Origin of the sequence: Zobellia barbeyronii (assembly GCF_018603515.1) — a bacterium.
In the GTDB taxonomy this organism is placed as follows: domain Bacteria; phylum Bacteroidota; class Bacteroidia; order Flavobacteriales; family Flavobacteriaceae; genus Zobellia; species Zobellia barbeyronii.
This window is the reverse complement of sequence record NZ_JACATN010000006.1, coordinates 51226-66072: the sequence shown is the minus strand read 5'-3', so window position 1 is coordinate 66072 and position 14847 is coordinate 51226. Positions and strand designations below refer to the sequence as shown.

Sequence of the window (14847 nt, the reverse complement as noted above, 5' to 3'; positions counted from 1 at the left end):
TTGTTAATCAATAACATTTATAAGTTTTAGATAAAACGATTCTACATGAAAGATTTCTAAGATTTCATCCTTAGATAAATTTTGTCCTATAGATGGTATTCTTTTTTCAAGAAACTTAATGTTCGCCTTATCCAATATCGTAAAATCTTGATTTGTCCTTTGTTGGTTTTCTATATAATTTTCTTGATAAGTGAGTATTAATTCAATCTTTTCAAGAGAAAGTTTTTCTTTCAACTCACTGTAAAGGTTGGTGTAAATTGTTTTTGCAGCTTGCGCATTATTATAATTCGCTTTTAAATAAACTTCTTCAGAAGGAATGTTTACGCTATAAGTTTCACCACTTATTTCTATATTTTCTGTTCTAAAATTCATTTCTGTTTTGGTTCTTCCGGTTTGCGTTTTCCGTTCTTGACATAATACTTCCAAATACCTATTTTCTCATCATCTTTATAAACACCCTTAAATTTTCTTTTTCCGTTGGCATGCTTACCCTTCCATTTACCACTCCGTTTTCCATTTATAAATTTGCCTTTGTAGTGAAGCTTACCATTTTGGTGAAAATACTTCCATTCTCCAGTTTGCAGATGGATGTTTTCTAAAGTACTCCAAGACCCTTCATGACTAAGCTTGTTACCAATTTCGTGATATCCTTTTTCTAATTTTGTATTCGCCGAAAAAACGATTAAATGGCTAATAGCGCCATTAGGGTAATAATTTCTTTTTTCAACTTCTCTACCGTTCTCGTATATTATTCTATGTTTAATGATGCCAAGTTCTGTATAATCTTTATGTATGCCTATGGGTGTACCATGCGCGTAATAGCGCTCATAGGATAAGTTGCCATCATCAAAGAACGATTTATGCGCGCCATGAGCTTTGTCATTTTTATAATTTTTAATTTGAGTTAGCTGACCATTTCTATACCACGACCATTTTCCGGTTTTCTTTCGGTCTTTGTAATGTTCAATGGCTAGTGGTTTGTCCATATGATAGCGTCTTATTTTACCATCATATGCTCCATTTTTGAAACTACCTGCTTTAACTAAGCAGCCATTTTTGTCAAACTTCAACCATTCACCAGATTTACGTTCATTGGTGTAATTGCCATGTTCTCTTACCGCTCCATTTTCGTAAAAAAGAGTGTATTCTCTTTTAATTCCATTTATAGTGCTAATGGAGTAGGGGGCACCAGTAATAAAATACTCTTCCCATTGCCCTTTTTTTGTGATTTCATTATATATTCTTATTTCTTTGAGATTGCCATTCTTAAAGTAGGTTTTTATTTGACCATGTAGTTGAAAACACAAAAGGAAAGAAAGAATAAAAATAAATTTCATATTACTCTACGCTTTTAAATTCAAAAGGAACGCTTATTTTTCTATTAGTGCTTAACCAATGTCCGCTATAGACTCCCTCTTTATATATTCCTTCAAAATAGCCACTTATTTTATCGTCTTTTTCGTATTCTGCAAGGTTTACTTTGTTGCCATTTACAGTACCGATAAGTTTTATTCTTTGTTGGGTTTTACTATTGATGAAGGTGGCTTTTACTTTGCTTTCTGTCCAAATAAAATGAATAGTACCATTTACTTGAGTATTGATGTTTCCTGTGAGTTGTAAAACGTTTTCATCTTTTTTTATGTCTAGAGGTAGCGTAATAATTTCTTTTTTAGAACGAACTTCTTTAAATAATGGATGTTTAATAATAAGTTGAAATTGATACTCTCTATTTTTTAAATTTGCTGGAAAGAATGGTATTGGACCATCCCAATGTTCAAGTATGTATTCGTTACCATCAAAAAGCATTTTATTATCATTTAACATATCACTTTCTGTACCTAATAACGAAACATCATGTAAGTAATGTGCATCTATTTTGCCATTACTATCGGTTATCTCAACAAATAACTTTGCGCTAGCTTTAAACTCCAAATCAATACCTGTATGGTTATAAAAAATTGGATCAAAGTAGATATGATTATTATATTTAGCTAAATCAATTTCGAGCTCAAAGTTTTCCACTGAAAAAATTACATCATCATCATTTTCATATATCTTTTCAATTGACTTGATTAAAATTTCCCATTTACTGTTAACATATTTTTCATCTAATGAGACTTTTTCTCCGTCATCATTATGAAAATAAGAGTTTGAAACATGGGGTGATATTTTTCCCTTTTCAGATATGTACGTAGTCATAGTTCTAAGGTCACGAACCGTAAAACTCTTGGCGTAACTATCGTAATTATAAAGTTCATCTAGTTCAGGAAACTCATCTCTATCAGATGCCTTGCTTTTTTCATATATGTCGGTCTTAAGATTATATAAAAAAAGGATATTACCAAAAACTAAATCTAAATAACCGTCATAGTTAAAATCTACATAAACAGTATCATACAAATCCTCTTTATAAGGATCAAGATAAATTGTTTGTTTTAATAACCTGGCATCCCGCTTTATTTCTATGACTAATCCGTCATTACCTTTTGTAATTTCGGTAGGTTCTAGGTCTGAGTAGTAGTCAAACCTAACATAGCCACTTGGCACGTTATGGTACATTGGTGTTAACTTAACCGTTAAGGGTTTTCCATTCTTATCATACCATAAACCATTTAATGTTTCATTAATTTTAAAAGGCACCTTCCAACTTCCTGTTATATTTCCTTCTGATTTTTCCTTAGCATAGATTCCGTCATTTTTTACTTCACCGCCAAAGGAATTAGACTTAAACTGGTACTGTTCCTCTAAAAATATCCACTCTTTTCGACTGTCATACGCGTAAGCAATATCAGTGATTCTACTATCTGAAGCATCTCTATTATGAGTCCTTTTTAGCATAAGTTTTATCGGGTAATCCCCTATAAATCCAGAATACCAAAGTAATTGGGTGCTTGGGGTTATGGTTTCTAATAAACTATTAAGATTGTTTTCAGAAGGCTTAGGTGTAGCATTAATGGAACTAGTAGCACCAAAAAAAGCACCTATAAAACAGGCTGTCAAAAATTTACATGATATATCTTTTAGTTTAAATATCATTTTACTTAATTGTTTATTGCTGTTTTATACAAATTATCTCTATCTAAAATAAGTACTTCATCAGCAATAGCCTGAATTCCATATGACTCACCTGTAAATAATACCTCTTCATTTTCTGAAGTCAAGAAGGGTCTTATATTAGTTCCATCAATATTGAGTTCGTAAACAAAAGTATCTCTGTAATAATCTGAAGATATACTTGTAGTAATTAGGGCAGATTTTTGGGTAAAAAGAATATCAGAAATGTTAGCTTTATATCCGTCGCCGTCTTGCGGCATGTCAATTTTACGCCAATCTTTTCCACCATTATTTGTATAGAATAAATCGCCTCCTAGACCGCCTATTAAGCCAATGTTTTGGTTTAAGAATGCAATAGAGTTGAGGTTTACAAAATCTTCACTGTCTGTCTCAAAAAGTAGTTTCCAATTAATGCCGCCATCGCTACTTTTATAACTTCTACCAGAAAAAGTAACTACGATGATTTCCTTTTCTGAAAAGGCCACAAAGTCTGAAATTCCTTCTGTTTCTTTTTCTAAGCCTTTGTATTCAATAGTAGTCCAAGTTTTACCTGCATCTACGGTTTTTAGAATAACAGCAAAACTTTCTTCTTCTCCATTGATGTAACCATAACCGGTAATAAAACCAACTTGCTCGTTAACAAAGCGTATTTTGTAATATTTGTTAAAGAAATAACCTCTTTTTTCATAGAGGTCTTTCGTGTTGAAAACACTCCAGCTTTCTCCTAAATCTGGTGAAGTAAAAATATATTCACTATCACCTATAACAAAGATGTTGTCACCTGAAAATGCTGCAGAATAAAACGGATTACCGAATCTAGAAAAACGATTTTCTAACCAAGTTTTACCACCATCTTTGGTAATTCTTGTTATTAATCCTGCGCCACCAACTAGTACACCAATATCCTTGTTTTTGAAAGCTAAACCATTATACATATGAAACCCTGTTTCTTCTATATGATGTAAAACAGAAACATCTTGGTTGGTTGAAGCATTTAAAAAGCTTGTTCCTTTTTGGGTAATGGTATCTTTAGTTACAAACTCATTGTCTAGAACTATTTCTACCTTATTAAAGCCAGTAAGTGGTTTTTCTTCTTGATTATTTTGCCCTTTACAAGAGTGAAGAACAACTATTAAGATTAGCATTATAGACCGTAATATTTTCATGATTTATTTTTCTAAAACATGCTTTTTAAAACCTGAATAATAATCATCAATAGCGTTATACTTTTTATAAAAGAATTATTAATACACATCTAATCCCGAAAAATATATTTCTGTTATAGCGGTATCATCGTATTTATCGCCTTTGTAAACGCTTATGATTTCAAACCTTATTGTATCTCCTGATTCTATTTCCTTATTATAAGATTTGAATGTGTTACCATTCTCATCTTTGTATTTATACCAACTTGTACCATCGTCATTAGAGCCGCGGTATGTTATTTCAAAACCTATTGTTGGTATTTCAAAAATCTGCTCTGCATACACATCTTTAAGATTTAAAATGGCAAATTCTGTATTGTTTACACATACTTTTAATTGCCTTACTCGGGAGTTATTTTTCCAAGTAGTCTTGTCTTTGATATATCCATTTGCAATCTTAATAGTTGTAATACGTGGATGCTGCGTAGGGAAGTTAAACTCAACATATTCACCAATTCCATCTCCTTTAACACCCTCAACCCATGCTGTGGCATAACTCAAGTCACTTATACTAGAGTAGTCGTATGAATTACCATTTTGTGGTTCTAAGGCAGATGATACTTTGCAGAACGCAGTAGTATCGTCTAGATAATTTATGTTATAGCCTTCATCTGTCCAGTCATCACCACAAATAATATTCCACATGTCTTCACATGCTTCACTGTAACCTAACTCTCCACATTTGCTTGTCAATTTATTTCTTTCGTCTTCATCATAATTGTTCCAAACCGTCATATCCGTAAATAATGAATTACAAGTAGACCATAAATCTTTCTTTGTTACAAAATCATATTCTGTTTCTATTTTAGGCTCAAGAGTAGGTGACTCTTGAGCAAACACTGAAAATTGTGCGATAAAGTATATGGAGAAGAAAAGTAGTTTGGTTAATTTCATTACTATTTGGTCTTTAGAAAGGTCTTTAAGAAATAGAGGCTTATATATTAGTATTCTTCCTTTACTTTTCCATTTTTCAACACATGTAGCAGAGGTTTTGAATCTTCTTTTTTAAGATCGATTTTGTAAAACTCATTGCCACGGTTTATGGTTGTGTCAGAGAAAATACCTCCTTTTGTAATATATTTTGTTATAGCTTCTTTATCAGACTCATGTAAAGGTTCTCGTATTCTTTTTTCATCTCCACTAATAATAGTATCTCCTTCTAACAGTAATGGAGTTTTAGCCAAGCGTTTTCTCATATAATAAAAACGATTGTTATCCATAATAAATTCATTATCGCCTTCAGACACTTTACCAAAATAGAGTTCTACTGTATTAAAAACTGGCGTTTCACGTAACTGGCTAGCGGTTAGGTTAACCTTTATATCTTTTATGGCTTTACTCTTGAATTTAATTGAAACTTCTTCAAAACTACCTTTGCTTTCAAGGTTTGTGACCCATTTTTTATCAACCTTGAAAAACATTTTTTCTCTGTGATGTTCAGGGCTTATATAATTAATGGATATGGAGTCTTTTAACTGGTCATTGTGTCTTGCATATAAAATATAAGGTTGTACTAACTCTTTGTTTGGCTGTAATTTTAGTTCATTGCCCTCTATGCTATAGGTGCCATAAACTTCTAAATCTACACTCCCAAAAATTGAATAGTAATGAAATAGGTTGTTGTCTAATAGATAAAGTTTAGTTGGCATTTCCATTTCAGACAAGTCATAGAAACCTTCTAAAGTTTTAGATTTATTCTCAGCATTTTTTTCTGGTTGCTGTGCCACCATTATATTTAGATATAAAAAACAGGATAATAGAATGTATTTCATGGTTAGGTTATAATAGTTTAATAACAAAAAAATCGTAATAAAAGTATTGTTAAAAGCCACGACGAGTACAAAAAGGATAGTCATCATATGGTTATTGTAGCAAATGGTATATTACATCTTGGTGAATGTTACTATATAAATATTAGGCATTTGTATGCGAATAATAATATGTAATCTATGTTAGCTAAATTAGCGGCACTGCAGTTGGTTAGGACAATCACCAAGTGCAACACATTAAAAGTATAGACCTTAAAAAAATACAAGTGTGTATAAATAATCACTTAAATGTGGATATTGTTGATAAAAACCTCCAAGAAGCCCGTATCCGACTTCAGTCTATATAAACAGGTGAAGTTAGGTTCTGAAATTCTACTATTAGGACTTTGAAGTAGGGCGAAAACCTTGCGGAAAAGATGGTGTAGAATGCCCAAAAAAGGAACTATATAATGAGGATGCTTTTGTAACCACAAGTAAAACTGATTATGACATTGATATGTCAGAGTCCTTCAATATTCTTTGACTGAAGATTATTTGTGTTGCATTATCTTTATCTTATACTTATGACCATTTTATTCTGTTCATATATTTTTATCTGTTTTTCGCAGAAATAACTAGTTTTATATTGATAAAGAATGATAATAACGGCTAGATTATAGCAGGGCTAAGAAATAGAAATAGCAAAAACTACTATTAATCAAAATCTTTACAGAAAGGTCTTTATGTTACACGTTACTAAACTTTTAGAAAGTATAAAATAATTCATTTGTAGTATCTTTTAGATAAAAATTATCCTTATTTTTAGCAGCTTAAATGGCTATTACTCAAATTAAAGCTAGATGTCATTTTAAACCTAAACCAGGTCAAGATTTTACTTACAGTTACTTCTTTAAAATATGAATTCAACAAAAAATATCTTAGCGATTTATTCCAGCCAAGATAAAGATGTGCTGAAGTATTTCTTACTCCATTTACAATCCATAAAAAATAACTTCAATATAGCTGTTTGGAGTGATGATTCCGTTGATGATATAGAGCAATGGAAATCAACAAATGAATCTCGATTACCCCAAACAGATGTATTTCCGATTTTATTGAGCAATACTTTTATGAATTCTGAATTTGTCAAAAGTGATGAATTTAAAATGCTCATAAATCGATATAAAACGGATAGGGCTGTGATAATCCCTATAATTCTTGATGAATGCTCTTGGGACGTCAATTTTACTTTTGAACATTACAATTTTAATTTTAACGAGCTTCAGGTCTTTCGCAAAAATGAAAATCCAATAAGTGACGGGAATCCAACAGACATCGTTTTTACACAAATTTCCTATTATATCATGGGTTTGCTAAATTCTTTGACCAAAAAGAATACTATAGAAAAACCTGTTAATGTAGAGGAACAGAAGGTGTCAAGTTCAATAACCGAAGGGCAAATAGCAATTGACTTCTTCCAAGAAAGTGTTTCTGAGCATAAAGTGGAAAATGAGATAAAAAATAAGGAAGAAGTAGGAACAAAAGAGAATGTTGAAGAAGAAAATATAACTGATGACGAGTCAGCAGAGGTTCAAGAACAAATTTTAAGGGAGAAAAGGTTAAGAGAGAAAGCGGAAGACCAAAGAAGAATTGAGAAAGAAGCCCAGGACAAGAGGGCAATAGTTCAAGAAGAAATTCGTGAAAGAGAATTTATAAAAGCTCGTATAGCAATAGGGGAGAAAAGACACGGGCAGGCAACCAAATCTTTAAGAGAAGTGCCTTGGGAAAATGGATTTGGAGAAACAGTTACCACAAAAAGAACACCAAATAGAAAAAATGGTCTTGCTAAATATAACTATCGATTCAACAACGGGAATACGATAGAGGCCCGGAGCATAATTCCGGAAAGAAAGCGGATTATTGAAGAACCAAGAGTTCAACTGGTGGTTGAGGAAAAAATAAGCGCCAAAATAATAAATCCAGTTAGAGAGACACGACAGGAAAAAGAAATAGAAGAAATAGTAGTCGTAGAACAAACAGTCACTAGAAAAACTGATCTTGCAAAATATAATCATTGCTTTGATAATAAAACAGAGATAGAGGTTTTAAAAGTTGAAACAGAAAAGTCGGGCAAAAAAGAACCCAAGACCCAAATAGCGACAGAGAGAAAAAAACGGCTTGCAGTGCTCAAGGACTTTGATGCAACATTATGGAAAAATAAGCTTGCCGAAAGAGTAGCCTCGCTGAAAATAGTTGCTACAGAAAGTGTTTTAAAATGTAAGCGTCTGTTAAAGATTAATAAAGAAGTTAAGGATAAAGAAGAACAAAATACTCAAATAGCGGTAGAGCGGAAAAAACGCCCAACAGTGCTCAATGCCATTAAAGCGACAGAATGGAAAAATAAACTCGGCATAAGAGTTACATCACTCAAAACAGTAACAAAAGAAAGCTTATCAAAATATAGGCAGTTGTTAGATAAAAAACTAGATGTAAAGGCCAGAAGAGTTGTTTCGGAAGAAAAATGGGACAGTGAAGAGCCAATACCCCAAATGGCGGTAGAGGAGAAAAAACGGACTATACTACTAAAAAAATTACGCGAAGCTCAATGGGATATAAAGCTCAATGAAAGAACTTTGGCACTTAAAGGAGCGGTTAAAAAGTATTTTAAGATTTTACAAGATTCCCTAGTCAAAATCATTGATGCAATTAATCAATTTTATAATAAAGCTAAAAAGAACATTGGTACGTACAAGAACGTAAAAGTTCGTTCCGGGCTCTTAATCGTAGCCCTTGTTATTTTTGGAATATTAACTTACGTATTCCTGGGGGATTCTCAAAAACAATCATTTACACCGTTAGAAGTTGAGAAAGTAGAAGTAGTTTCCGATGCTATTGTCAAAACGGAGAATATTGAAGAGATCGATGCAGGAGCTACCTTAAAATTAGGTACTGGGGATATTTACAATGGTGGAATAATCTTTACTATTGACTCATCGAACAAAACGGGGAAAATTGCTTATATAGAGGACAAAGGTCCAATGACATGGAAAAACGCTATGAATATTCATGAGCAATTAGGTGAAGGATGGCGATTACCCGAACTAGATGAATTACGGGACCTTTATAAAACTATTGGGCCAGGTACGGATAACAAGGGGAAATTCGAAAATGAGTTGTATTGGAGCGCTACACCATTTGATGAGCATCAAGCGCGTCTTGTAAAATTCAGCGATGGTAATGCCTCATATCACTATAATAGCTCAGGAACGCACCGAAAATTTCGAGTTCGGGCCATTAAAGATTTTAAGCGATAGGGAAGAGTATGTTAATCTTGTAAAAAAAATATTGAATCCCTATTTCTGTAATTTATAAAGTTAATAGGGTAAAGTTCAATAAAATTAGAATCTACTTCCCGATACAAAAATTTGCAAAAATATTCCCCAACAATTCATCATTAGTCACTTGCCCTGTTATTTCTCCTAAGTGATATAGTGCTTCGCGCACATCAATAGCCATAAGGTCGCTAGAGAGGTCTTCTTCCATACCAAATTGAACTTTCTCAATTTCTTCTAAGGCTTTGAGTAGTGAATCGTAGTGGCGTGAATTGGTTACAATAGTTTCGTTGTTACGAAGCGCTCCTGTATTTACAAATTGCAATAAGCTGTTTTTCAGTTGCTCAACACCTTCACCTGTTTTGGCAGAAAGGTAATTCACAGCATCTAGGTGTTGGGCGATAACCTCTTTATCAGCATCGGAAAGGGTATCGGCCTTATTTACTAATAGAAGAAGTGGCTTTAAAGGATTTTTGTTCTTTATTTTTTCAAAGTCGATAGTGATATTTTTTAGCTTCCCGCTTTCAGCTAAAATCTTAGAGCCATCTACCAAGAGCAAGATTACCTGAGATTGTTCAATTTTCTCAAAAGTTCGTTTAATGCCCATGCCTTCCACCACATCTTGGGTTTCCCGGATACCGGCCGTATCTATAAACCGAAAACCGATTCCTCCTATGGCTATTTCATCTTCAATTGTATCACGAGTGGTACCAGCTATGTCCGAAACCAAAGCACGTTCTTCATTAAGAAATGCATTCAGTAAAGTGGACTTGCCAACATTGGGTTCACCTACAATGGCAACTGGAATTCCGTTTTTTATAACGTTTCCTACCGCAAAAGAATCTATTAGGCTTTTCAATACTTTTTGAATGCGTGTTAGAAGGTCATTAAACTGTGTGCGATCTGCAAATTCTACATCTTCTTCAGAGAAATCGAGTTCAAGTTCAATGAGCGATGCAAAATTTAAAAGCTCTGCACGTAGGTTTTTAATCTCATTACTAAATCCGCCACGCATCTGTTGTATAGCAATCTGATGGCTAGCGGCATTGTCACTGGCAATAAGGTCTGCAACGGCTTCGGCTTGGCTTAAGTCCATTTTCCCGTTTAAGAATGCTCTTAGGGTAAATTCTCCAGCATCTGCAGTTCTACAACCGTTCCTAAGAAACAATTGAATAACCTGTTGCTGAATGTAAGGCGAACCATGACAGGATATTTCAATAACATTCTCGCCGGTATAGGAATTTGGTCCCTTAAAAACGGAGACCAAAACTTCATCTAATATCTTATTGTCTTCTACAATATGCCCTAAACTAATCGTATGGCTCTTCTTTTTTCTTAAATCTTTCCCGTAGGAAGATTTAAAAAAATTGGCTGCGGTATCTATTGCAGTCTCACCAGAAATACGGATGACTGCAATTGCTCCAGCACCTGAAGGGGTTGCCAATGCTATAATATTATCGTTAGGAACCATTGAAAAGTTTTTGCAAAAATAGGCAAAAACAAGTAGAAAGAAATTCAAAAACAGGCTTCAAAAATTTAATAGCGGAATGTTTTTGGGTAACGGAAAATAAGTAACTTCGTCCTCCATTAACTATTTAAATATATTTTTATGAAGAAACGTTTATTAATATTTTCTGTTATTCTTTTTGGAGCGGCAACTTTTTCATTTGCACAAGAGGAAGAGGTAAAAGAGGTTAGAAATGATTCAATTTCTCAAGTAGAGATAGCTCAGAGAGAAGCTAAAGAGCTAAGAAAACAAATTGAAGTAACTGAGAAAGAGGCAAAAGCAGCCGAAAAAGAAGCTAAAGCAGCTGAAAAAGAAGCAGATGCAATCATAAAAGCGCAAAAAGCTGCTGATAAGGCGACTAAGAAACACGAAAAGCTTGCTAGTCAAATCGGCACAGTAGAAAAAGGATTGAAGAAAGACGAAAGTAAGGTTGCCAAAATCAGGAATAAAATGGAGGTTGATAAAATTAAGGGAAGACTTTCTCCTAATGAGGTTGCCAAAATTGAAAAGAAGTTGGGTAAACTGAAATCAAGTATAAACAAGAATAAGCAAAAATTGATAAAGCTACAGAGTAAGCTTTAGGGTTGTAAACTTATTATAGAATAATCCCGTAAGGCATTGCTCTTGCGGGATTTTTTTGTTTTAATATTTAATGAATATTGTAACATTTTTTGTTTTCGGTCGTCTTATTTGTAGAACCCCTAAAACAATCAAAAAATGGAAATCATCAATCACAACAGAACTCTTGAACAAAACAATCAATTATTGGTAATTGCACATCTGTCGCAATTTTTGACCTATGTCACCGGTTTTGGCGGTCTAATAGTTCCGCTATTATTATGGCTTACAACAAAAGACACGGTAAACGGAATGGATGAGCACGGTAAGTCTATTGTAAATTTTCAGTTGACAGTATTACTATTTACAATTCTAAGTGTACCGGCCATATTACTTTTTGGCCTAGGTATCTTGAGCTTAATTTTTATAGGGATAGTAGCTTTTATAATGCCTATAGTAAATGCGGTGAGAGCTAGTAATGGCGAAAAACCGAGTAAGTTTATGACCATTCCTTTTATCTCTTAATAATCACCTTATAAAAATGAAAAAGCCCCAAGAATTTCTTCTTGGGACTTTTTATATTCTAGTAGTATCTGTTTAGCTGTTAAGCATAACCGGCATTACAAGCATAGTTACATTTTCACCCTCATCAAGACCATCAATAGGAGTAAGGATACCTGCTCTGTTCGGTAAGCTCATTTCCAATGAAACATCATCAGAGTTAAGGTTGTTCAGCATTTCGGTTAGGAAACGAGAGTTAAAACCAATTTGCATATCATCACCTTGGTAAGAACAAGTCAAACGTTCTTCGGCTTTGTTACTGTAGTCAATATCTTCTGCAGAAATATTAAGTTCTGCCCCAGCAATTTTTAAACGAATCTGGTGGGTAGTTTTGTTAGAGAAAATAGCAACCCTTTTTACTGAACTCAAAAATTGATTTCTAGCAATAGAAAGCACATTTGGATTCTCCTTAGGGATTACTGCTTCGTAGTTTGGATATTTTCCGTCTATTAAACGACAGATAAGTTCTGTATTCTCAAAACTGAATTTAGCGTTACTGTCATTGTACTCAATAACAACATCAGATTCGCTACCTCCTAATATTCCCTTTAAAAGAGTCAAAGGTTTTTTAGGCATTATAAATTCAGCAACTTGTGAAGCGGTAACATCAGTTCGTTGGTATTTTACCAATTTGTGAGCATCCGTAGCAACAAAAGTTAAACTCTCTGTAGAGAACTGAAAGAACACACCGCTCATTACAGGTCTAAGGTCATCATTACCTGCTGCAAATATAGTTTTGTCAATAGCGGTAGCCAAGATATCTCCAAGAAGGGTGGTGGAGCTAGGGTTGGCCAATTCAACAGCTTTAGGAAATTCTGCTCCATCGGCATACGCCAAAGCATATTTACCGTGATTAGAGCTTATTTCTACCGTGTTATTGTCTTCAACAACAAAAGTTAAGGGTTGCTCCGGAAAAGTCTTTAGCGTCTCTAACAGAAGGCGAGCCGGAACGGCAATGGTACCTTGGTTGTCAGAATCTACATCTAGCACTGAACTCATTGTAGTTTCGAGATCAGAAGCGGAGACCGTTAATTTGTTATTATCAAGGTCAAATAGAAAGTTGTCTAGAATAGGTAGTGTGTTGCTATTATTAATAACACCACCTAAAACTTGTAATTGCTTTAAGAGATACGTACTGGATACTATGAATTTCATAGGAGAATCGTTATTTCAAATTGTGGTATATAGTGTCTAAAATGTCTCGAATTTAAACCAAGTTTTAAAAAACCTGAGTGAAACAAAGATATTTGAAAAGCATTTTTTAGCGAAACAAACTTATTAACACCTAGGCCCTGTATTTACGTCTTCTAAAATAGCTCAAAATGACTTCAAGAAGAAGTGTTAACCCTATGGGAAGCCCTATATTTATTAGCTATCATTTAGTTTTTTGGTCTGCTATCTTTGGTGGGGCTTGGAAGGGTGCAAAAACTTTTTTATTTTGAATGTTTATAAGTCATTTTTCATCTAAATGGAAATTCAAGGCGTTTATTAAAAATTCTTTGTTATCGTAATAGTTGTTTTTCCACTTGTCATATCTTTATACTAAATGCTATTGATACGTGTCTGATTGCGGATTATATCACCACCTGAAACTACAAGTATTTAGTTTTCTTCGCTTTGGTCTAAAGCACCTTGTAATGAAGTTGGTTTAATACGATTTGTGAATGCCGATGAAAATTCGCCCGATATAAAAACTGCCATTGGGTTATATCCTTTATGGTATAATTGTCTTTCACGCCTGAAAAACATCACATAAAATTTATAAACAGTTTATGATTTACTCGATAATCGATATTAAATGCTCCGAGGCTTGCCACGAAATCAAGGTATATTTCTTTTAATGTCTCTTGCGCTTGCCTCGAGGTAGTTTGCTAAGAAAAAGTAACGGTAACCGTATCTCTAAAATCAAGCCCTAATAGGGTAGAGGCTCCGCCCACGGTATTCAGGTCGCTTTTATAAATCGCCAGTTGTATGTAATTAGCACTGTTGAAAAGCGCTAAACGGTCTCCTGCTCCTTTACGCTGTCCTTTATCTAAGTCAAAGTTGATGATATCACTATACTTATTATGAATCTTAGTGAATTTAGTCGTGCGGGCAGTAATCTCAAAATCTCGTCCCTTTCGGTAAGCTTCAAAGAAGTTTCTATTAATATTGGTAACAACATTTCCGTAAGCATCAATATAAATGACGCTACCTATAATTTTGTTTCCATTATCCATCACGGTAGGTGAAAATTCGCGAAGGTCCTTAAGTTGGTCAAAAGATTTCCCTACGACCTCTAAAGTACCACCGCGTGCAATATGGCAAGCAACCTGTACAAAAACATCTAAAACAGGGAATGATCCATGACTAGGGTTGGGTATATTCAATTCCACCACTTTTTCTGGCTCAATTTCACTGGTGATAAGGCCTATAACGCCATTGTTCGCACTAATAAAATAGTGGCCGTTTACCAATACGGCTACGTGTTGGTTCTCCGGTGTGGGCTCTGAGTCTACACCAACAATATGTATGGTGCCTTCAGGAAAGTGTTCGTATGAGTTTTTGAGAATGTAAGCACATTCCTGAATATTGAAAGGGCTTATATTATGGGAGATATCAACTATTCTGGCATCATGAAGCTCTTTGTAGATGGTTCCCTTAAGGGTGCCAACAAAGTAGTCTTTAAGACCAAAATCTGTGGTTAGCGTTATAATTGGATTCATAAATTATTTTCATTTACATCAAGAAAAACAGGTGTTAGCTTAGTTTGAGACGATTGCCTAATGGCGCGTGAAACCGTAATGACCACACTAAACCTTTTCAGAAAGGAATGCAAGATGCTATTTGAGAAAAAATGAATCTGATTATTTGAGTTCGCTATCATACAGTAATGTTGATAT

General features: G+C 34.0%; 12 protein-coding genes. 3 read left to right on the top strand and 9 right to left on the bottom strand.

The features are described 5' to 3' along the window. Window positions 1-3: 3 nt before the first annotated feature. From HW347_RS17835 to HW347_RS17810, 6 genes are all read right to left on the bottom strand, one after another. The gene (locus tag HW347_RS17835; protein WP_214613104.1) at window positions 4-372 is read right to left on the bottom strand and encodes a hypothetical protein; all 369 of its coding nucleotides are present in this window, start codon (window positions 370-372) and stop codon (window positions 4-6) included. Further along, on the bottom strand, window positions 369-1337 hold the full coding sequence (locus HW347_RS17830) for a toxin-antitoxin system YwqK family antitoxin (protein ID WP_214613103.1): 969 nt from the start codon (window positions 1335-1337) through the stop codon (window positions 369-371). The genes HW347_RS17835 and HW347_RS17830 overlap by 4 nt, the downstream gene beginning before the upstream one ends. 1 nt (window position 1338) lies before the next feature. Next, a complete protein-coding gene (locus HW347_RS17825) occupies window positions 1339-3036 on the bottom strand; it encodes a hypothetical protein (RefSeq protein WP_214613102.1) in 1698 nt (565 codons plus the stop codon). Window positions 3037-3041: 5 nt separating this feature from the next. Next, complete coding sequence (locus HW347_RS17820; protein ID WP_214613101.1) at window positions 3042-4220, bottom strand: WD40/YVTN/BNR-like repeat-containing protein; 1179 nt, start codon at window positions 4218-4220, stop codon at window positions 3042-3044. A 78-nt stretch (window positions 4221-4298) separates the two neighbouring features. Next, complete coding sequence (locus HW347_RS17815; RefSeq protein ID WP_214613100.1) at window positions 4299-5153, bottom strand: NADase-type glycan-binding domain-containing protein; 855 nt, start codon at window positions 5151-5153, stop codon at window positions 4299-4301. Window positions 5154-5200: 47 nt separating this feature from the next. Next, window positions 5201-6031, bottom strand: a complete 831-nt coding sequence (locus HW347_RS17810; RefSeq protein ID WP_214613099.1) for a hypothetical protein — start codon at window positions 6029-6031, stop codon at window positions 5201-5203. 893 nt (window positions 6032-6924) lie between these two features. On the opposite strand from HW347_RS17810, the gene HW347_RS17805 reads away from it, so the two are divergent. After that, a complete protein-coding gene (locus HW347_RS17805) occupies window positions 6925-9321 on the top strand; it encodes an Lcl domain-containing protein (RefSeq protein WP_214613098.1) in 2397 nt (798 codons plus the stop codon). 91 nt (window positions 9322-9412) lie between these two features. Here HW347_RS17805 and mnmE read toward each other — a convergent pair whose 3' ends face one another. Continuing rightward, on the bottom strand, window positions 9413-10810 hold the full coding sequence (gene mnmE / locus HW347_RS17800; RefSeq protein WP_214613097.1) for a tRNA uridine-5-carboxymethylaminomethyl(34) synthesis GTPase MnmE: 1398 nt from the start codon (window positions 10808-10810) through the stop codon (window positions 9413-9415). Between the two features lie 138 nt (window positions 10811-10948). On the opposite strand from mnmE, the gene HW347_RS17795 reads away from it, so the two are divergent. Both HW347_RS17795 and HW347_RS17790 read left to right on the top strand, forming a co-directional pair. Continuing rightward, a complete protein-coding gene (locus HW347_RS17795; RefSeq protein WP_214613096.1) occupies window positions 10949-11428 on the top strand; it encodes a hypothetical protein in 480 nt (159 codons plus the stop codon). Window positions 11429-11563: 135 nt separating this feature from the next. Beyond that, window positions 11564-11929, top strand: a complete 366-nt coding sequence (locus HW347_RS17790; RefSeq protein WP_214613095.1) for a DUF4870 domain-containing protein — start codon at window positions 11564-11566, stop codon at window positions 11927-11929. Window positions 11930-12001: 72 nt separating this feature from the next. On the opposite strand, the gene dnaN is transcribed toward HW347_RS17790, so the two are convergent. Beyond that, the gene (gene dnaN, locus HW347_RS17785) at window positions 12002-13120 is read right to left on the bottom strand and encodes a DNA polymerase III subunit beta (protein ID WP_155596767.1); all 1119 of its coding nucleotides are present in this window, start codon (window positions 13118-13120) and stop codon (window positions 12002-12004) included. A 716-nt stretch (window positions 13121-13836) separates the two neighbouring features. Beyond that, window positions 13837-14670, bottom strand: coding sequence for an SAM hydrolase/SAM-dependent halogenase family protein (locus HW347_RS17780; protein WP_214613094.1), 834 nt, complete (start codon window positions 14668-14670; stop codon window positions 13837-13839). Window positions 14671-14847: the final 177 nt, after the last annotated feature.

Excerpts from the sequence above, each read along its gene's own strand:
- HW347_RS17835 (WP_214613104.1), bottom strand. The coding sequence starts at position 372 with ATGAATTTTAGAACAGAAAATATAGAAATAAGTGGTGAAACTTATAGC.
- mnmE (WP_214613097.1), bottom strand. The coding sequence starts at position 10,810 with ATGGTTCCTAACGATAATATTATAGCATTGGCAACCCCTTCAGGTGCT.
- HW347_RS17780 (WP_214613094.1), bottom strand. The coding sequence starts at position 14,670 with ATGAATCCAATTATAACGCTAACCACAGATTTTGGTCTTAAAGACTAC.
- HW347_RS17790 (WP_214613095.1), top strand. The coding sequence starts at position 11,564 with ATGGAAATCATCAATCACAACAGAACTCTTGAACAAAACAATCAATTA.
- HW347_RS17805 (WP_214613098.1), top strand. The coding sequence starts at position 6,925 with ATGAATTCAACAAAAAATATCTTAGCGATTTATTCCAGCCAAGATAAA.
- HW347_RS17810 (WP_214613099.1), bottom strand. The coding sequence starts at position 6,031 with ATGAAATACATTCTATTATCCTGTTTTTTATATCTAAATATAATGGTG.
- HW347_RS17815 (WP_214613100.1), bottom strand. The coding sequence starts at position 5,153 with ATGAAATTAACCAAACTACTTTTCTTCTCCATATACTTTATCGCACAA.
- HW347_RS17830 (WP_214613103.1), bottom strand. The coding sequence starts at position 1,337 with ATGAAATTTATTTTTATTCTTTCTTTCCTTTTGTGTTTTCAACTACAT.
- HW347_RS17825 (WP_214613102.1), bottom strand. The coding sequence starts at position 3,036 with ATGATATTTAAACTAAAAGATATATCATGTAAATTTTTGACAGCCTGT.
- HW347_RS17820 (WP_214613101.1), bottom strand. The coding sequence starts at position 4,220 with ATGAAAATATTACGGTCTATAATGCTAATCTTAATAGTTGTTCTTCAC.
- dnaN (WP_155596767.1), bottom strand. The coding sequence starts at position 13,120 with ATGAAATTCATAGTATCCAGTACGTATCTCTTAAAGCAATTACAAGTT.
- HW347_RS17795 (WP_214613096.1), top strand. The coding sequence starts at position 10,949 with ATGAAGAAACGTTTATTAATATTTTCTGTTATTCTTTTTGGAGCGGCA.